The 18,855-nt window shown below is 70.6% G+C and carries 13 protein-coding genes; 7 read left to right on the top strand and 6 right to left on the bottom strand.

The features are described from left to right. Positions 1-362: 362 nt before the first annotated feature. Entirely contained in the window at positions 363-1,373 is a 1,011-nt protein-coding gene (gene ligD / locus OHA25_RS45755; protein ID WP_327583133.1) for a non-homologous end-joining DNA ligase, read from the top strand. A gap of 26 nt (positions 1,374-1,399) precedes the next feature. On the opposite strand, the gene OHA25_RS45760 is transcribed toward ligD, so the two are convergent. Next, positions 1,400-2,506 carry an MFS transporter gene (locus OHA25_RS45760; RefSeq protein WP_327583134.1) on the bottom strand — a complete coding sequence of 369 codons (1,107 nt, stop codon included), beginning with the start codon at positions 2,504-2,506 and terminating at the stop codon, positions 1,400-1,402. A gap of 53 nt (positions 2,507-2,559) precedes the next feature. Here OHA25_RS45760 and OHA25_RS45765 point away from each other — a divergent pair, with 53 nt between their 5' ends. Continuing rightward, positions 2,560-3,309 carry an AraC family transcriptional regulator gene (locus tag OHA25_RS45765; RefSeq protein ID WP_327583135.1) on the top strand — a complete coding sequence of 250 codons (750 nt, stop codon included), beginning with the start codon at positions 2,560-2,562 and terminating at the stop codon, positions 3,307-3,309. 62 nt (positions 3,310-3,371) lie between these two features. Beyond that, complete coding sequence (gene ybaK / locus OHA25_RS45770) at positions 3,372-3,827, top strand: Cys-tRNA(Pro) deacylase (RefSeq protein ID WP_327591142.1); 456 nt, start codon at positions 3,372-3,374, stop codon at positions 3,825-3,827. A 256-nt stretch (positions 3,828-4,083) separates the two neighbouring features. Here the strand turns inward: ybaK and OHA25_RS45775 are convergent, their stop codons facing one another. Together OHA25_RS45775 and murA are read right to left on the bottom strand one after the other, a co-directional pair. After that, a complete protein-coding gene (locus tag OHA25_RS45775; RefSeq protein ID WP_327583136.1) occupies positions 4,084-6,324 on the bottom strand; it encodes a transglycosylase domain-containing protein in 2,241 nt (746 codons plus the stop codon). Between the two features lie 37 nt (positions 6,325-6,361). After that, positions 6,362-7,669 carry a UDP-N-acetylglucosamine 1-carboxyvinyltransferase gene (gene murA / locus OHA25_RS45780; protein WP_305920069.1) on the bottom strand — a complete coding sequence of 436 codons (1,308 nt, stop codon included), beginning with the start codon at positions 7,667-7,669 and terminating at the stop codon, positions 6,362-6,364. Between the two features lie 66 nt (positions 7,670-7,735). On the opposite strand from murA, the gene OHA25_RS45785 reads away from it, so the two are divergent. Further along, a complete protein-coding gene (locus tag OHA25_RS45785; RefSeq protein ID WP_327583137.1) occupies positions 7,736-8,248 on the top strand; it encodes a hypothetical protein in 513 nt (170 codons plus the stop codon). On the opposite strand, the gene OHA25_RS45790 is transcribed toward OHA25_RS45785, so the two are convergent. Together OHA25_RS45790 and dnaE are read right to left on the bottom strand one after the other, a co-directional pair. Continuing rightward, entirely contained in the window at positions 8,245-9,615 is a 1,371-nt protein-coding gene (locus OHA25_RS45790; protein WP_327583138.1) for an amidase, read from the bottom strand. The genes OHA25_RS45785 and OHA25_RS45790 overlap by 4 nt on opposite strands. A gap of 77 nt (positions 9,616-9,692) precedes the next feature. Beyond that, positions 9,693-13,217 carry a DNA polymerase III subunit alpha gene (dnaE, locus tag OHA25_RS45795; protein WP_327583139.1) on the bottom strand — a complete coding sequence of 1,175 codons (3,525 nt, stop codon included), beginning with the start codon at positions 13,215-13,217 and terminating at the stop codon, positions 9,693-9,695. 171 nt (positions 13,218-13,388) lie between these two features. Between dnaE and OHA25_RS45800 the strand changes: the two genes are divergently transcribed. Then, on the top strand, positions 13,389-14,741 hold the full coding sequence (locus tag OHA25_RS45800) for an amino acid permease (protein WP_327583140.1): 1,353 nt from the start codon (positions 13,389-13,391) through the stop codon (positions 14,739-14,741). Between the two features lie 130 nt (positions 14,742-14,871). Further along, positions 14,872-15,831, top strand: coding sequence for an SGNH/GDSL hydrolase family protein (locus tag OHA25_RS45805; protein ID WP_327583141.1), 960 nt, complete (start codon positions 14,872-14,874; stop codon positions 15,829-15,831). A gap of 12 nt (positions 15,832-15,843) precedes the next feature. On the opposite strand, the gene OHA25_RS45810 is transcribed toward OHA25_RS45805, so the two are convergent. Continuing rightward, positions 15,844-16,761 (bottom strand): chorismate mutase, encoded by a 918-nt coding sequence (locus OHA25_RS45810; protein WP_327583142.1) that lies wholly within the window; start codon positions 16,759-16,761, stop codon positions 15,844-15,846. A gap of 287 nt (positions 16,762-17,048) precedes the next feature. Here OHA25_RS45810 and OHA25_RS45815 point away from each other — a divergent pair, with 287 nt between their 5' ends. Next, on the top strand, positions 17,049-18,854 hold the full coding sequence (locus OHA25_RS45815; RefSeq protein WP_327583143.1) for a serine/threonine-protein kinase: 1,806 nt from the start codon (positions 17,049-17,051) through the stop codon (positions 18,852-18,854). Position 18,855: the final 1 nt, after the last annotated feature.

Below are 18,855 nucleotides of genomic sequence, written 5' to 3' on the forward strand. Positions count from 1 at the left end.
ACGGAGTCCGGCCCCTGAATCTCGTTCTGTCCACACTGCGGGACACGGTTCGCCGGTCCTCCCCGGACACTCGACGGCCGCGGGAGGGGGCAGTCGCCTCCGCCGCACCCGCGGCCGTCGTCGCCCCGGACCGGGCCTGCCGGGGCGGACGTCGTGGCCGCCACGGGGGCGCGGCCACGACCGTGAAGAGCTTTGAGCCATCTCCACTGCCCGCCGGGCGTGTCTGTGTAACATCACACCTCTGAATACTTTATGCAGTCAAATCCTACGCTAAGTTATTTTTGCAGGTGAGCGCCCGGCTTGACCATCTGTAGACCGCCATCCACCACTGTCGATCAAGCGGACGGGGTACGGCATGCACCATGGTGCGCCTGCCGACGTACGCGCCGATGCTGGCCCAGCTCGGCACCCTGGCCTCGGTGCAGGGCCCAGGCTGGGCGGTGGAGATGAAATGGGACGGCGTGCGGGCTCTCGCCTACCTCGAAGAGGGCGCCGTCCGCCTGATGTCGCGTAACGGCAAGAACATCACCCCCGCCTACCCCGAGCTGCAGCTCATGGCCGGAGCCACGGCAGGGCGCGCCGCCGTCGTCGACGGGGAGATCGTGGCGTTCGACGAGGCCGGGCGGCCGAGCTTCGAGGCGCTGCAACCACGCATGCACCAGCGCAAGGCTGCCGTCACGGCCGAGCTGGCCAGGGCGGTGCCGGTGACGTTCATGGCGTTCGACATCCTGCACCTGGACGAATCCAGCGTGGTCTCGCAGCCCTACACCGAGCGCAGGGAGCTGCTCGAGGGCACCTTCACGCCCGGCTACCGGTGGCAGGTGCCCATCTGGTTCACCGACGCCGCCAGGCACGCCTTCGACTCCTCACGGCAGCTCGGGCTCGAAGGGGTCGTGTGCAAGCGGATGGTCTCGCCGTACCGGCCGGGCAAGCGCAGCGGCGAATGGACCAAGGTCAAGAACGTCAGCACCGTCGAGGTCGTGATCGGCGGCTGGCAGCCCGGCGGCGGACGACGCTCGGGAACGATCGGGTCGCTGCTGCTCGGCGCGTACGACGAGCGCGGGCGGCTCCTGTACGTCGGGCATGTCGGCACCGGCTTCACCCAGGCCATGCTGCGTGACCTGCGGGAGCGGCTGGCGTCGCTGGAGCGCCCGGACCCGCCGTTCGACCAGCCCGTGCCGCGCGAGCACGCCCGCGACGCGCAGTGGGTCGAGCCGCGTCTGGTCGGGGAGGTCCAGTACGCCGAGGTCACCGGCGACGGCATGTTGCGCCACCCGTCGTGGCGCGGACTCCGCCCCGATCGCGAGCCGGTGGAGGCCGACACCGCCGAGATCCTGCGCCTGCGGCACGGCGGCGACGCCGCGGCCGGCTGACCGGCGGAGCTCATCGATCAGGGCGCTCACGGGGCGGGCTCCTTCAGCGTGCGGGCCAGCAGCCAGGCCAGGAACGGGAACACGATCAAGCAGGCCAGTGCCGTCCTCAGCGTGGCCGCCTCCGCGACCGCGCCCACCAGAGGGCTGGCCAGGCCGCCCACACTCACCGCCAGCCCCAGGGTCACGCCGCTGGCCGTGCCCACCCGGCGCGGCAGGAAGTCCTGGCCCAGCGTCACATGCAGGGAGAACGGGGCGTACAGGGCGATCGACGAAGCGGCGATGAAGACGTAGGCGGCGGGTCCGGGCGCGAGGACCACGCCGGCGACGGCGGGGACGGCCGCCGCGTACGCCAGGCGCATCGTCCGCACCCGGCCCCAGCGGGCCGCCAGCCTGCCACCCAGCACGGTCCCGGCCGCCCCACCGGCGAACAACACGAACAGCGCCGCCGCGCCCGCCGCCCCACCCCCCATGAAGAGGGCCACGAAGGCGCTCAGGCCGACGTACACGACCGAGCGGAAGACGATCACCAGCGTCAGCCTGGTGAACGACGGCCAGTCGTCGCGGCCCGACACCGGCGCCGAGACCCTGGCCTCCTGCCCGGCGGGCGCGAGGATCGCCGGCAGCGTCACCAACGCCCCCAGCACGGCCGGGACCACCAGAAACGGCGAGGCGCCCAGACCCCACACCGCCAGCAACGGCGTCACCAGCACGGGAGCCGAGGCGAAGCCCAGCGTGCCGCCGAGCGAGAACCAGCTCATCCGCACATGGCTGCCGGCGCTGGCGAGCCTGGCCAGCCGCGCCGACTCCGGATGGTAGGCGGCCACGCCCAGCCCGGACAGCGCCACGGCCAGCCAGGTCAGCACGTAGGAGTCGGTGACGCCGCCGGCCGCCACCCCCGCCCCGGCCACCACCATGCTCACCGGGATCAGCCACGGCATCCGCCACTTGTCCGTCAGCACGCCGAACACCGGCTGCACGATCGACGACAGCAGCGTCGCCGCCAGCACCACGCCCGAGACGGCGACATAGCCATAACCGCGCTCGGCCACCAGGAACGGCACGAGCGCCGGCACCGCACCCTGGTAGAGATCGACGGTGGCATGACCGGCGGCGAGCATGGGGATCCTGTTCACCCCTCGATCATTTCCCGGTGCCTCCTGGCCCGCTTCCGATAAAATGCCAATTCATGCCGGAAATCCGCCATCTGTCCGAAGCGCCCACCGGGCGGCGGCCGCTCGCGCCCGGCGCCGGCATCGACGCGCACCGGCACGACACCCACCAGATCGTGTACGCCTGCCGCGGCGTGCTCTCCGTCACCACGAGCGCGGGCACGTGGGTGGCCCCGGCGAACCGGGCCATCTGGGTGCCGGCGGGCACCGTCCACGAGCACCGCGCCCACGGCGACACCGACCTGCGCCTGGTGGGCCTCACCGGCAACCCGCTCGCCCTCGACCGTCCCGCCGTCCTGGCCGTCGGCCCGCTGCTGCGCGAATTGATCATCGCCTACACCGATGACGCGCCCGCCAGGAACGGTCCCTCCCACGCCGAGCGTGGGCGACTGCTGTCCGTGCTGCTCGACCGCCTCAAACGCGCACCCGAGCAGCCCTTCCACCTGCCGGCGCCGGAAGACCCCAGACTGGTGGCCGTCTGCGCGATCCTGCACCGCGATCCCGCCGACAGCAGCACCCTCGCGCGGCTGGCCGCGCAGGCCGGCACCAGCGAGCGCACGCTCGCCCGGCTGTGCGGCCGCGAGCTCGGCATGAGTTTCCCCCAGTGGCGCACCCAGCTCCGCCTGCACCACGCGCTGCTGCTGCTCGCCGACGGCCTCCCGGTGACCGTCGTCGCGCACCGGTGCGGGTGGGCGTCGGCGAGCGCGTTCATCGACGTGTTCAGGCGGGCGTTCGGGTACACCCCCGGCCGGGCCTTTACATTGTAGATTCGCTACAATCGTTCCTCGTGAGCAAATCGAAAGGCAAAGGGGGCGGCACCCCGGCCACCATGGCCCTGACGAAGGCCAAGGCCGACTTCACGCTCCACCCCTACGAGCACGACGCCGCCGCCCAGGCCTACGGCGAGGAGGCGGCGGACGCACTCGGAGTCCCCTACGAGCGGATCTTCAAGACGCTGGTGGCGGAGGTCGAGAGCGGGCTCGCGGTGGCGGTGGTGCCGGTGGCGGGCAAGCTCGACCTCAAGGCGCTGGCGAGCGCGCTCAACAGCAAGCGCGCGGCGATGGCCGACGCGGCGAAGGTGGAGCGGGTGACCGGCTACGTCGTGGGCGGCATCAGCCCGCTGGGGCAGCGCAAGCAGCTGCCGACGGTGGTCGACTCCTCGGCGCTCGACTTCGAGACGATCTACTTCTCGGCCGGCAAGCGCGGGCTGCAGATCGAGACCGCGCCCGACAACCTCATCACGCTCACCAGGGCCGTCACGGCGCCCATCGGGAAGACCACCTAGGCCCGTTTCCACAGGAACCCGACGTCCCAGGAAGAGGCAGCAGCGTGCGCTACTGCCAGGCCGCGTGCGGCGATCGGCCGCGTGGACGCCGCCCTGGCGGCCCTCCTCGAGCAGCGCGCCGCCCGGGCGAGCATCGTGCAACAGTGCCTGGCGGCGTGCGCTGGGTGCCAGCGGCGTGCGCTAGCTTCGGGCGGCGTGCACTTGTGCTGGCGCGTGCACACTTGTGCCGGGGCGGGCGCTCGTGCCGGCGCGGGCGCTAGTGACGGCGGCGGCGGAGCGGCCATTCCGGGGAGGGCGCGGCCGGGCTCCGGCCGAGCAGCCACCGCAAGAGCTTGCGATGACGCTTGGCGAAGGCCCGGTCGCCGCGCCGCATCTCGCGCTTTTCCTCCTCGGCCAGGGCCTCCTTCAGCCCGGGCGTGTGACCGCCGCCGAAGCGCGCCATGTTCGGCCCGGGGAACCCCCGAGGCTCGACGTGACGCAGCGCGGGCCGCATCGACTCCACCCAGATCGGCCCGGGCAGCGACGCGCCCTGCACCGAGCCGTAGTACTGGTCCCCGATCTGCACGCCCTGCAGCGGGAAACGGTAGGAGCCCCGGATGTCCCCGACGCTGACCGCCGCCGCCAGCTGCGGCGTGTAGCCGGCGAACCAGGCCGAGGTGTAGCCGTTGTTGGTCCCGGTCTTGCCGGCGGCAGGCCGGTCGAGGCCCTGCCCTTTCATGGTGCCCTTGTCGAACACCCCCGTGAGCACATGGTTGACCGCGTCGGCGACCGGCCGCTCGATGGCCTGCTCGCAGGACGGCGGCACGTGGGTGCGCCGCCCGTTCCTGCCGACGATCTCCTCGATGGCCAGTGGCCGGCAGTAGACCCCGCGGGCGGCGAACGCCGCGAAGGACGCCGCCACCGTCACCGGGTCCATCTCGTTGACGCCCAGCGTGAACGTCGGCACCTCGCGCAGCGCTTTCCCGTCGGCCCGTACGGCGCCGAGCGCCCTGGCGGTCTTCACCACGTTGCAGAGCCCGACCTTGCGCTCCAGCATCATGTAGAAGATGTTCACCGACTTCCAGGTGCCGGTCTCGATGCTGTGCGGGCCTCCCTCGCCCTCGCCGCTGGCGTTGAGCACGCGGGTGTCGGGGTCGTTGACCGGCCGGCCCTTGCAGTTGCGGTAGCCCTGGCCGGGCACCAGCGCCCCGGGCGTCTGGAAGCCGTCGCCGAACCTCCACCCCTGCTTCAACGCGGTGGCCAGGGTGAACACCTTGAACGTGGACCCGGCCTGGAAACCCTGCCCGCCGCCGTGCGCCACGTCGGCGGGCAGGTTGAAGGTGGTCCTGGGGCCGTTCTTGCGGTTGCCCGGGTTGCGGCCGAACTCCTTGCTGGCCGCCATCGCCCTGATCCGCCCCGTCCCCGGCTCCACCATGGCCTCGGCGGCCACCTCGGTGTCCTGGGGGTGCACGTGACGGCGGATGGCCCGCTCGGCGGCCCGTTGCGCGTGCGGGTCGAGGCTGGTCCTGATCACCAGGCCGCCCCTGGCCAGTCTGGCCCGCCGCTGGGCCGCGGTGTTGCCGAACACCGGATTGGACAGGAGCTCGTGCTTGACGTACAGGCAGTAGAACGGGTAGTTGCTCTGCTCGCAGCCGCCGGGCTCGGGCCTGAGCTTGAGGTCGAGGGGCGAGCTCTTGGCGTTCGCCGCCTCCTGCTGGGTGATCAGCTTGAGGCCGGCCATGCGGTCCAGCACGAGGTCCCGCCGCTCCCGCAGCCGCGCCCGATGGGCGGCGCCGAGCGACGGGTCGGTCGAGTACGGTATCCGCACGGCCCCCGCCAGCGTGGCCGCCTGGGTGAGGGTCAGCCGGGAGGCCGACGTGGAGAAGAAGCGGCGGGCCGCCGCTTGCACGCCGTGCGCGCCGGCGCCGAAGTAGGCGATGTTCAGATACCGCTCCAGGATCTCGTCCTTGCGGTACTTGCGTTCGAGCGCCAGGGCGTACCGCAGCTCGGTGATCTTGCGGGCCAGGTTCGGCGCGCGGGCCCGGTCGCGTTCGGCTTCGGTGCGGGCGCTCTCCACCAAGATGTTCTTGACGAGCTGCTGGGTCAGCGACGAGCCGCCCTGCCGGATGCCGCCTGCCTGGGTGTTGGTGAGCAGCGCACGGAAGGTGCCCCTGACGTCGAGGCCGCCGTGCTCGTAGAAGCGGGCGTCCTCGATGGCCACGATCGCCCTGCGCATCACCGGGGCGATGGCGCGGAGTGGGACGGCCGTCCTGTTCGCCTCGTAGAACTGGGCGAACGTCCGGCCGTCCTTGTCCAGCAGCCTGGTCACCTGCGCGAGCGGCTCCTCGCGCGGGGCGGGCGGCAGGTCTTCGACGAAGGTGTTCGCGACGTTCTTGGCCGCGAGGCCGCCCCCGCTCACCACGGGTGCGGCCAGCCCCGCCGCGAGCACGCCGCCGACCGCCCCGGCCAGCCCGAGTCCGCCGACGGATTTGAGTACGGTCACGTAGAAAATCTGCATCCACCCGAACGTCAGCAAACGCCCGGTTCCTACCTCTTTACTGGTCCCTGCGAATGTTCAGACCGAGCGACGCGAACTGCTGGAACGGCCGATGGTAGCCGCGCTCGATGTGGTGCACGCCGCGCAGCGTGGACGGCCCGTCGGCGACCGCGGCCGCGAGCACGGCCGAGAACCCGGCCCTGATGTCCGGCAGCGTGACGTCGGCGCCCTTGAGCTTGGACACGCCACGCACGACCGCCGAGTGGCGGGAGTTGGTGTCGTGGTAGCGGCACGCGGGGCCGCCCAGGCACTGGTCGAACACCTCGATCTCGCAGCCCATCTTCTGCAGCGCGGGCACGTACACCAGGCGGTTCTCGAAGACCGTCTCGTGCAGGACGGACATGCCCTGGCTCTGCGTGAACAGCACCATGAGCGGCGTCTGCCAGTCCGTCATGAACCCGGGGTGGGTGTCGGTCTGCACGGCCGCCGCGCGCAGCCCCTCCGGCGGGGCGGTGGCACACAGGTATTCGTCGTTGATGGCGAACTGGGCGCCCATCCTGGCCAGCGTGGTGATCGCGGTCACCAGGCGGTCCTGCGGGCAGCCGTGCACCCGCACCTCTCCCCCGGTGACCAGGCCCGCCGCCAGGTACGAGAACGCCTCGATGCGGTCACCGGTCAGCCAGGTGGAGGCGCCGCGCAGCCGTTCGACGCCCTCGATGACGATCCTGCGGTCGGGCGACAGCTCGATCCTGGCCCCCATCCGTTGCAGGAACAACGCCAGCTCCACCACCTCGGGCTCCATGGCGGCGTTCTTCAGCACCGTCTTGCCCTCGGCCAGCACCGCCGACATCAGCACCGTCTCGGTGGCGCCCACGCTCGGGTAGGGCAGCTCGATCCTGGTGCCGTTGAGGCGTTTGGCCTTGGCGTAGATGCCGGTGTCGCCGACCTCCACCTCGGCGCCCATCGAGCGCAGGGCCTCGACATGGAAGTTCACCGGCCGCCGCCCGATCGGGTCGCCGCCGACCAGCGGGACGAACGCTTCGCCCGCCAGGTGCAGCAGCGGCCCGAGCATGAGGATGGGGATGCGGTTGAGCCCCGTGAACGCGTCGGGCACCCGCGGCTCGATCTCCGGCCCGCGCTCGATCCTGATCTCCGATCCGGAGATCTGAACGTGGATGCCGAGCGCCTCCAGCATCGCGGCGGTGATACCGACCTCGCCCACCTCAGGGGCGTTGTGAATACTGCTCTCCCCACTGCCGAGCATGGCGGCGACCATGTGCTTGGACACGCCGTTCTTGGAACCGCGTACCTCGACGTCTCCCCGGAGCGGACCGGAGGGCTCTATCAACCAGACCTCTTCTTGCATCACGAAGCGAGCCTAACCGGGGGATACCATCAAGCTGATTCGGATGTACTTGTGAAGGGGAGTGGCGTGACGAGGGAAGTACGCGCTTTTGCGGTAACTGTCCTCACACTCGCCACTTTGGGGCTCGGGGCCGGGCTGCTCTGGTCGGGCATGTCGCCGCGGGCTCCGTACCAGGTCACGGAGCAAGGGCTGGTGCTGGCCGACCCGTCCACGCAGGCGCTGATCGCGGCCGACGGCTGGTTCGCGGTGATCACGGGCGGGATGGGGCTGCTCTGCGGCGGGGTCGCGTGGTTCGCCGGGCGGCGCTGGATGCCGGCGGTGCTGCTCGGGTTGTGCGCGGGCGGGCTGGTGGCCGCGGCGCTGACGTACTGGATCGGGTCCACGTTCACGATCGGGGCGGTCGCGGTGGAGGCCGCGGCGGCGCCCGGGGTGAAGATCGTCCCGGGCGCGCTGAAGCTGACCGCCGACGGTGTGCTGCTGTCCTGGCCGCTGCTCGCGGTGGGGTTGTTCGGGCTGCTGGAAGGCATGCACGGGTACCGGGAGTCGCCGCTGCGGCAACCGTACGGGGAGCCGCTCTAAAGCGGCGGGCGGCGCAGCCCGTGCTGTGTGGCCTGCTCGAACGCGCGGGCCACGCGCAGAACCCTGGCGTCCTCGAACGGCCTGCCGACGATCTGCACCCCCACGGGCAGCCCGTCCGGCGTGAACCCGGCCGGGACGGAGGCCGCCGGCGCGTGCAGGACGCTGATCCAGTACGCCGAGCGCATCCATGCGAGGTAGTCGGGCAGCCGTTGCCCGTTGATCTCGCTGACGTGCGGATGCTCGACCGGGAACGGCGGCACCTGGCTGACCACTGTGATCAGCACGTCGTAGGTGTCGAAGAACGCGGCCATGCGCTGGTAGAGGCGGCTGCGTGCCTGCTCGGCGCGGGCCAGGTCGGCCCCGGTGACCTTGCGGCCCTGCTCGACGTTCCACGCGGTGTTGGGACCGAGCCCGTCCAGATCCCCGAAGGACAGCGTGTAGTTCCAGGCCCGGTAGGTGCGGAAGGCGTCCTCGGCCTCCGACAGATCCAGCTCGACCTCCTCAACCCGCGCCCCGAGCCGCTCGAACACGGCGGGCGCGGTGGCGGTGACGGCCGCCGTCCGCGGGTCCACGGGCAAGCCCCCCAGATCCGGGCTCCAGGCGACGCGCAGGCCCGCGACCCCCTCCTCCGGTTCCGGGGCGAAGATCTCCTTGATCGCGTACGGCGAGCGGCGGTCGAACCCGGCGATGGCCCCGAACATCAGCGTGACGTCCTCGACCGTGCGCGCCATGGGACCGAGGACGGACAGCGTGTACCAGGCGTTGGAGTCGGACACGACGGGCACCCGGCCGGGGGTGGGACGCAGGCCCACGACGTTGCAGAAGGAGGCCGGGTTACGCAGCGAGCCGCCCATGTCGGACCCGTCGGCCAGCGGCACCATGCCGGTGGCGAGGGCCGCGGCCGCTCCCCCGCTGCTGCCTCCGGCCGACTTGGCGAGGTCGTAGGGGTTTCTGGTGGCGCCGAAGACCTCGTTGACGGTGTGGGAGCCGGTGCCGAACTCGGGGGTGTTGGTCTTGCCGACGGTGATGGCGCCCGCCGCCCGCAGCCGCCGGACGATCAGGTCGTCCTGGCCGGGAACGTTGCCGGCGAAGAGCGGCGAGCCGTAGGTGGTGCGGATGCCGGCGGTGTCGACGAGGTCCTTGTGCGCGACGGGCAGGCCGTGCAGCGGCCCCTCCGGCTCGCGCGCGTCCGCGCGCCCGGCCGCCGCCAGGGCCTGCTCGGCCACCAGGGTCACGATGGCGTTGACGCGGGGATTGACCTCCTCGATGCGGTCGAGGCAGGCCTGGACGACCTCGACCGCGCTCACGTGCCTGGTGCGGATCAGATGTGCCAGCTCGGTCGCGCTGAGGTAGTGCAGTTCGCTCACTCTTGCGATCCTGCCCCACGCGGGGCGGCCGGGCGACGGCGAGGGTTGCCCACCGCCGCCCCTCCGCCTCGTCGAGATCAGGCCCCCAGGCAGGCCGGGCCGAGCAGCTGCTTGAGGTCGCCCATCAGGGCAGGCGAGGGGGTCACCCGCAGGCGATCGTCAACGCGCATCACGGTCGTCTTGGGCCCGTTGTGGACCTGCAGATGGACCTCGGAGGTGCCCGGGTGGGTGGTGAGGATCTCCTTCAGGCGGCTCACGACCGGCGGCGTGCAGCGGGTCAGCGGCAGGCTCACCAACAGCGGCCCGCCCGCCTCCTGCGTCAGGTCGGGCGCCGTCACCTCCATGGCGATGATCTTGCCGACGTCCTCCCGCTTGTCGATCCGGCCCTTGACGAACACGATCGCGTCCTCGGCCAGGATCGTCGAGCACAGCTGGTAGGCCGAGGGGAAGACCATCACCTCGATCGCCCCTTCGAGGTCCTCCAGCTGGGTCAGCACCCACGTGTCGCCCTTCTTGGTGACCTTGCGCTGCACCCCGCTCAGGATGCCGCCGACGGTCACGATCTGCCCGTCGGGCCGGCTGTCGTCCTGGAGGGCGGCGATCGAGCAGTCGGCCCCGGCCGACAGGATGTGCTCGACGCCGAACAGTGGATGGTCGGACACGTAGAGGCCCAGCATCTCCCGCTCGAACTGCAGCAGGGTGGTCTTGTCCCACTCCCCCGGCGGGATCTGCACGTCGAACGTCTGGTCCTCGCCGCCGTCGACCCCGCCGAACAACGAGTCCTGGCCGATGGCCTCGTTCTTCTTGATGTCGATGATCGCGTCGACGGCCTGCTCGTGCACCATGACCAGGCCCTTGCGCACGTGGCCGAGGGAGTCGAAGGCGCCCGCCTTGATCAGGGACTCGATCACGCGCTTGTTGCAGGCGAGCGCGGGCACCTTGCGCAGGAAGTCCTTGAAGTCGGCGAAGCGGCCCTTCTCCTTGCGGGCGGCGATGATGCCGTCGACGACGTTGGCGCCGACGTTGCGGACGGCCGACAGGCCGAAGCGGATGTCGGTGCCGCGCGGGGTGAAGTCGAAGTCGGAGTCGTTGACGTCCGGCGGGAACACCTTGATGCCCATGCGGCGGCACTCGTTGAGGTAGAGGGCCGACTTGTCCTTGTCGTCCTTCACCGACGACAGCAGCGCGGCCATGTAGGCGGCCGGGTGGTTGGCCTTGAGGTAGGCCGTCCAGTAGGACACCAGGCCGTAGCCGGCGGTGTGGGCCTTGTTGAAGGCGTAGTCGGAGAACGGCAGCAGGATGTCCCACAGCGCCTTGATGGCCGCGGCCGAGAAGCCGTTGTCCTGCATGCCCTTCTCGAAGAACTCGAACTGCTTGTCCAGCTCGGACTTCTTCTTCTTGCCCATGGCGCGGCGCAGCAGGTCGGCGCCGCCCAGCGAGTAGCCGGCGACCTTCTGCGCGATGGCCATGACCTGCTCCTGATAGACGATCAGGCCGTGGGTCGTGGACAGGATCTCCTTCAGCGGCTCCTCGAGCTCCGGGTGGATCGGGACGATCTCCTGCTGGCCGTTCTTGCGGAGCGCGTAGTTGGTGTGCGAGTTGGCGCCCATCGGGCCCGGACGGTAGAGCGCGAGCGCCGCGGAGATGTCCTCGAAGTTGTCGGGGCGCATGAGCCGCAGCAGCGAGCGCATGCCGCCGCCGTCCAGCTGGAAGATGCCGAGCGTGTCGCCCCGGGCCAGCAGCTCATAGGACTTGCGGTCGTCCAGCGGCAACTGCAGCAGGTCGATCTGCTCGCCGGTGGTGGACTCGATCATCTTCAGGCAGTCGTCGATGATCGTGAGGTTGCGCAGGCCCAGGAAGTCCATCTTCAGCAGGCCGAGCGTCTCGCAGGTCGGATAGTCGAACTGCGTGATGATCGCGCCGTCGGAGTCGCGGCGCATGACCGGGATGTAGTCGGTCAGCACCTCGGCCGACATGATCACGCCGGCGGCGTGCACGCCGGTCTGCCTGATCAGGCCCTCCAGGCCCTTGCCGAGGTCCATCGTCGCCTTGACGTCGACGTCCTCTTCGTAGAGCCTGCGCAGCTCGCCGGCCTCGGCGTAACGCGGGTGGTCCTTGTCGAAGATGCCCGACAGCGGGATGTCCTTGCCCATGACGGCGGGCGGGAAGGCCTTGGAGACCTTGTCGCCCAGCGCGTAGGGGTAGCCCAGGACGCGGCCCGCGTCCTTGATGGCGGCCTTGGCCTTGATGGTGCCGAACGTGGCGATCATGGCGACCTTGTCGGCGCCCCACTTCTCGGTGACATATCTGATCACGTCGCCGCGCCTGCGCTCGTCGAAGTCGATGTCGACGTCAGGCATGGACACGCGCTCGGGGTTGAGGAAGCGCTCGAAGATCAGGCCGTGCGGGATGGGGTCGAGGTCGGTGATGCCCAGCGCGTACGCCACCAGCGAGCCGGCCGCCGAGCCACGGCCCGGTCCGACGCGGATGCCGTTGTTCTTGGCCCACATGATGAAGTCGGCGACCACGAGGAAGTAGCTCGGGAAGCCCATCTGGACGATGACCCGCAGCTCTTTTTCCGCCCACTCGCGGTGCTCCTCGTCCACCCCCTCGGGGAAGCGCCGCTCGAGCCCCTTCCAGACCTCCTGGCGGAAGTATTGCTCCTCGGTCATGCCGTCCGGGACGGGGAAGGTCGGCATGAGGTTTTTGTGCTCGAAGAAGCCGGTCGGGTCGACCTTCTCCGCCACCAGCAGCGTGTTGCGGCAGCCCTCCGCCCACAGGTCGGAGGAGTCGACCGCGCGCATCTCGTCGGCGTTCTTGATGTAGTAGCCGCTGCCGTCGAAGCGGAACCTGTCGGGGTCCGACAGCTGCTTGCCGGTCTGGATGCACAGCAGGGCGTCGTGGGAGGGGGCGTCGGACTCGTAGGTGTAGTGGGAGTCGTTGGTGACCAGCGGCGGGATGTCCAGCTCCCTGCTGATCCTGGTCAGCCCGTCGCGGACGCGGCGCTCGATGTCGAGGCCGTGGTCCATGATCTCCAGGTAGAAGTTGTCCTTGCCGAAGATCTCCTGGAATTTCGCCGCGGCCTGGACCGCCGCGTCGTATTGGCCGAGCCGCAGCCGCGTCTGCACCTCGCCAGACGGGCAGCCGGTCGTGGCCATCAGGCCGTCGGCGTGCTCGGCGAGGATCTCGGCGTCCATGCGCGCCCACTTGCGGACGAAGCCCTCGGTGTAGGCACGCGAGCTGAGCTTCATCAGGTTGTGCAGGCCCGTCTTGTTGCGGGCCCAGATCGTCATGTGGGTGTAGTAGCCGCCGGCCGAGACGTCGTCCCTCTTCTGGTGCGGCTCGCCCCACAGCACCGGGCGCTTGTTGTGGCGGTTTTCCGGCGCGACGTAGGCCTCGATGCCGATGATCGGCTTGATGCCGGCGCCGGTCGCCTGCTTGTAGAAGTCGTAGGCGCCGTGCATGTTGCCGTGGTCGGTGATCGCGATCGCGGGCATGCCCAGCTCGCCGACCTGTTTGAACATCTGCTTCAGACGGGCGGCGCCGTCGAGCATCGAATATTCCGTATGCACATGCAGATGCACGAACGAGTCGGACGACATGGAGCGGCGCCTCCCGATCTGAAGCTGTGTTTGGTGCGCTCTGACTCTAGTGGCCCGGACCGACATTCCGGGGTTGCACGGCGCGATCAGCCGGAACGGCGTGCCGGTGGCCGGCGCGCTGACCTGCACCGATATCGTCTCAGTTACGGAAAGTAGTGGAGGAGACACTCGGTGCGCACGAAAACGGACGAAGGATACACACACGCGCTGGGCAACCGGCAGGTCCAGATGATCGCGATCGGCGGGGCGATCGGGGTGGGCCTGTTCCTCGGCGCCGGCGGCCGGCTGGCCGCCACGGGACCCGCCCTGGTGCTGTCGTACGCCGCCGCCGGGCTCGCCGCGTTCTTCGTCATGCGCGCGCTGGGCGAGCTCGTGCTCTACCGCCCGGTGTCGGGGTCGTTCGTCGAGTACGCGAACGAGTTCATCGGCCCGTGGGCGGCCTTCGCCAGCGGCTGGATGTACTGGGTCAACTGGGCGTTCACCGGCATCGCCGAGCTGACCGCGATCGCCGCGTACATCCACTACTGGGCGCCGGCGTTCCCCCAATGGGCGACGGCGCTGATCGCGCTGGGCTTCGTGCTGACGGTCAACCTGCTGTCGGTCCGGCTGTTCGGGGAGCTGGAGTTCTGGTTCGCCATGCTGAAGGTCCTGGCGATCACGGTCTTCCTCGTGGTGGGGCTGGTGCTCGTGGTCTTCTCCATCGGCCAGGCGGGGCCGCACAACCTGGTCGCGCACGGCGGCTTCACCCCGACCGGGTTCCCGCTCGTGCTGATGAGCCTGCAATCGGTGGTGTTCGCGTACGCGTCGATCGAGCTGGTCGGCATCACGGCGGGCGAGACGGCCAGGCCGGACGAGGTCATGCCGAAGGCGATCAACGGCGTGGTGTGGCGCATCGCGATCTTCTACGTGGGTTCGGTGGCGTTGCTGGCCATGGTGCTGCCGTGGACGGCGTACCGCGCGGGCGAGTCCCCCTTCGTGACGGTCTTCTCCGGTCTGGGCATCCCGTGGGCGGGCGACGCCATGAACCTCGTCGTGATCACCGCCGCGATGTCGTCCTGCAACTCGGGTCTGTACGCCACGGGCCGCATCCTGCGTTCGATGGCCATGAAGAGCGAGGCGCCACGCTTCGCGGGGGCGCTCAGCACCCGTCACGTGCCGATCGGGGGCATCGTGTTCACCGCGGCCACGTTCCTGGCGGGGGTGGCGCTGTTCTACTTCCTGCCGGAGCGGGCGTTCAACATCGCCACGGCGGTCGCCTCGCTCGGCGTGATCACCACCTGGGGCGTGCTGGTCCACTGCCAGACCCGGCTGCGGCGGTCGGGGCACCGCTCGACGTTCCCCATGCCGGGCTCGCCGTACACGAACTGGCTGACGCTCGGCTTCCTGGCGCTGGTGGTGCTGCTGATGCCGTTCGCCGACCGCGATCAGCGGATCGCGTTCTTCCTGATTCCCGCGCTGGCCGTGGCCATCGCGCTGGGCTGGCTGGCCGTCAAGCGGCGGCGCGTGGCGACCGCGGCGCGCTGATCGCCGGGTTACCCTCGATGGAGTCGCCGTTCCGGGGGAGGCCGCGCTGCAGGAGTCGAGACGGCGCACCATCATCCACATCGCCGCCGCCGCGGCCGCCGGCGTCGCGCTCGCGCTGGCGTTGCTGCCCTTGGGCGTCTACCCCAAGCTGGCCTGCGCCCTTCTGGACGCGGGCTGCCCTGACGGCGGCCCGCCGCGCGGCGGGTTACCCCAGGTGGTCCGCCTGACGCCGGTGCAGGTCGCGCAGAGCGGGGCATACGTCGCGCTCGGCGACTCCTTCTCCTCCGGCGAGGGCGTCTACGAGCTGGATAAACAGCCGCTCAACGACGGCGCCGACCGCTGCCATCGCGCCTCCGGCTCCTACGTGCCGCTGGTCGCCCAGGCCTACCGCTTCGCCGGCGGCACCGCCTTCTACGCCTGCAGCGGCGCCACCACCGGCCAGCTCTTCTCCGGCCAGTGGGGCCACCGGCCGCAGATCACCCGCGTGGGCCCGGCCGCGAGCCTGGTGACGCTGAGCATCGGTGGCAACGACGCGGGCTTCACCAAGGTCCTGACCGCCTGCATCGCCAAGCTGCCGTGGTCGTCGGCCTGCGTCGATCAGGACGCGGCCGTCGCCGGCCGCATCGAGCGGCTGCGTACCGACATGTCCAAGGTCCTGCGCGAGCTGCGCGTCCGCGCGCCCCACGCGAGGATCGTCGTGCTTGGCTACCCGCGGCCGTTCCCCCGGGATCCCGTGGCTTCCGTGGACAATCTCACGGTCGAGGACCAGCGATGGCTCAACGGGGTGACGCGGCGGCTCAACGACACGGTGGGGGCGGTGGTGGCCGAGTTCGACCGGGCGATCGCGGCCTTCGAGGGGCCGGGGAGCGTCGAATACGTCGACGCCTACGAGGCGTTCACCGGGCACGAGGTAGGGCGGCCGCAACCCTATCTGAACGGGCTGCACATGGACATGGAGGAGCTCAAGGTCAACGCCCGCAGCTACCACCCGACGGGCGACGGCTACCGCCTCTTCGCCGGCCTGATCACCCAGCAGATCGCGGACGGCCCGGGCCGTCCCATGAACAACTTCCACCTCGCCACCCCATAGCCGTCCCCCGGCTCACGGTGCCGCGCGTTCCTCGGCGAGGTGGAGGCCGGCCTCGATCACGGCGTTCATGATGGGGGCCAGGCGCGCCTGGCCCAGCGAGGGCGCCCGCAGGGCCATCCGCGCCACCAGGGCACGTTCCCTGGCCATGTCCCGCCCCGCGAACCCGCCGACCGGCTTGATGCGTTGCACGATGCCCGCCAGGGCGGCGCGCTGCTCGAGGAGGGTCGCCAGGGCGGCGTCCACGCGGTCGATCGCCGCACGGCACTCCGGCACCGTGGCGGGCGCCTCCGGGCGCAGCAGCGCGCCGACGACGGTCACGGCCTCTTCCGCCACGCGCAGGGCCGCCAGCGGGTCCGCCGCCGATTCGGGACCCGCGCTGTCGATGATCAGGCCGTCGGCGCCGGCCGCCACCGCGGCCGCCGACAGCCCGAGGTCCCCGGAGACGTCGGCGAGGACGGGCCGGCCCGAGATCATCCGGGCCGCTCGCATCAGGCCCAGGTCGGGCCATCTGCCCACGGCCTGGCCGGGCCGGCCCGTCGGACTGTGTCGCCGAGCTCCTTCGCAGAGGATCACCCGCCCGTCGCCCTCACTCGCGCAGTAGTCGGCCAGACCCAGCCATTCCTCCACCGGCGCCGACGGCCGCCGCTCGACCACCACCGGCAGCCCGAGCCCGGCCGCCGCGCGCACCAGCGGGATGTCGCGCGTCCACGAGGCCCCCACCACCACGGCGTCCGCCAGCTCGGCGATCGCCGGCAAATCGGCCGCCGAGTGCGGCTCCGCCAGCGTGACCCGATCACGCAACACCTCGTAGGCGTCCGCCCGCCCGCCATGAGCCCGCAGGCTCACCCTGCTGCCGATCATCACGGCGGGCCCGTCGCCCACGAGCAGGTCTCCGACGGCGACCGCGTGCCGTTCCAACGTCGATGACATTCTTGACTCCACCTTCGGGCCGGCTCCCTGAAGCCGGCGGGGAAAACCAAAAAGGCAGAGACGGGCGTCTCTGCCTTGTGCCGACTCCAGGTGGTCGCTAGCCGCCGACCGGCCCTCCCGGAGCCGGCTCGGTAAACGCGTAGCGACAAGTCATATTCAGACCCTACCCCACCCCTCCACCTGCTGGACGCTCGTTCTCACATGGCGGACTGACCTTCCGGCGAGTCGCCGTTGATCCCTCGCTATGGGAGTATTTCTTGGCCTAGAGGGAGGGTTTGAGGCCGTTGATGTCGGATCGGAAGCAGGACGGACGTCGCATCGCCGGCCGCTACCAGCTGCAGGAACCCATCGGCAGGGGCGGGATGGGCATCGTCTGGCGCGCCCACGACGAGCTCCTTGACCGCACCGTCGCCGTCAAGGAGGTCAGATACGCGGCCGCCTTGGGCGAGGAAGTGCAGCTCCTGAACCGGCGCACGATGCGCGAGGCGAGGGCGGCGGCCAGATTCGAGCATCCGAACGTGATCGTCGTGCACGACGTGATCGAGGAGGACGGCCGTCCCTGGATCGTCATGCAGCTCGTCCAGTCGCGGTCGCTGGGCGCCGTGATCAAGCAGGACGGGCCGCTGCCGCACAAGCGGGTGGCCGAGATCGGCCTGGCGGTGCTGGACGCCCTGCACCGCGCCCACGAGGCCGGCGTGCTGCACCGTGACGTCAAGCCGGAAAACGTGCTCCTGGCCGACGACGGCAGGGTCGTGCTCACCGACTTCGGCATCGCCACCTTGGAGACCGAGACGCAGCTGACCGTGACGGGGCTGGCGGGCACGCCGGCGTTCATCGCGCCCGAGCGGCTCAAGGGCCTGCCCGCGCGGCGCGAGTCGGACCTGTGGTCGCTGGGCGCCACGCTGTACACGGCCGTGGAGGGCCGCTCGCCGCACGAGCGGGGCATGGCCCTGGCGACCATGCACGCCGTGCTGACCGACGAGCCGGATCCCGCACGGAACGCCGGCCCGCTGACCGAGGTGATCAGCGGGTTGCTGTGCAAGGAGCCAGTGCAGCGGCTCACGCACGAGGAGGCGACGCGCCTGCTGCGCGGGGCCATCGCGCAGTCGAGCCCGCCGCCGACCGCGCCGTTCCCCGCGGCTCAGCACCTGGAGGTGCCGACTGCGGCCAAGCCGCGTAAGGCGGCCGTCCCGGCCAAGCCGCGCAAACAGCCCTACCAGTCCCCCTCGCGCCAGGAACCGGCCGAGGACGACACCCCGACCGATCCCAACCTCGCCCCTGCCCCGGCGGCCGTGCCCGAGACCGGCGCGCGGCTCACCCCGGGGACCGCGGAGCCGAAGCCGCCCGCCGTGTCCACGGTCGAAGCGGTCCGGCCCGACCCGCGTCGCCCCGGACCGATCATCGCGGCGGCCGTGGCGGTCGTGCTCGTCGCCGGCGTGGGCGGCTACCTCGGCCTGCGCTCGGCTCCCGAGGACAGCACGCCGGACCCCGGCAGGTCGCAGCAGGCCGCCCCGGTCACCGCGACTGCCTCGCAGGCCTCGCCGGACGCGTCCCAGCCGCCTTCGACGGCGCCGTCCGCGTCGCCGAGCCCCTCCGCCACCGCCAGTCCCAGCCCGAGCCCCAGTCCGACCAAGGCGGCCGACCCGCTGCCCGCCGGCTGGAAGATGTACAAGGACAAGAAGATGGGTTTCTCCATCGGGCTGCCCAAGGGCTGGGACGTGTTGACCCGCGGCGGCATGCAGGTCAAGTTCAGGGGCCCGGGGGCGGCGCCGAACGCGTACCTCATGATCGAGGAGGCCGCGAACCCGGGGACGGACCCGTACAAGGACTGGAAGAAGCAGGAACCCTCACTCAAGAACAACTTCGGCGGCTATAAGTTGCTCGACATCAAGAAGGTCGACTACATGAAGGCGGCCGCCGACTGGGACTTCACCTGGAACACCAACACCGGCAAGACCCGCGTGCGCAACCGGGGCTTCGTCACCGACAACGGGCGGGCCTACGCCATCTACTGGCACACGCTGAACAGCCACTGGAAGGACGACTACCACCTCTTCGAGGGGTTCACCGCGACGTTCGTCCCGGCCAAGTAAA

This window comes from Nonomuraea sp. NBC_00507, from assembly GCF_036013525.1.
In the GTDB taxonomy this organism is placed as follows: Bacteria; Actinomycetota; Actinomycetes; order Streptosporangiales; family Streptosporangiaceae; genus Nonomuraea.

Coding starts and splice junctions, on each gene's coding strand:
- dnaE (WP_327583139.1), bottom strand. CDS start 13,217: ATGTCGTCCGACTCGTTCGTGCATCTGCATGTGCATACGGAATATTCG.
- ligD (WP_327583133.1), top strand. CDS start 363: ATGGTGCGCCTGCCGACGTACGCGCCGATGCTGGCCCAGCTCGGCACC.
- murA (WP_305920069.1), bottom strand. CDS start 7,669: ATGCAAGAAGAGGTCTGGTTGATAGAGCCCTCCGGTCCGCTCCGGGGA.
- OHA25_RS45765 (WP_327583135.1), top strand. CDS start 2,560: ATGCCGGAAATCCGCCATCTGTCCGAAGCGCCCACCGGGCGGCGGCCG.
- ybaK (WP_327591142.1), top strand. CDS start 3,372: ATGGCCCTGACGAAGGCCAAGGCCGACTTCACGCTCCACCCCTACGAG.
- OHA25_RS45775 (WP_327583136.1), bottom strand. CDS start 6,324: ATGCAGATTTTCTACGTGACCGTACTCAAATCCGTCGGCGGACTCGGG.
- OHA25_RS45810 (WP_327583142.1), bottom strand. CDS start 16,761: ATGTCATCGACGTTGGAACGGCACGCGGTCGCCGTCGGAGACCTGCTC.
- OHA25_RS45815 (WP_327583143.1), top strand. CDS start 17,049: ATGTCGGATCGGAAGCAGGACGGACGTCGCATCGCCGGCCGCTACCAG.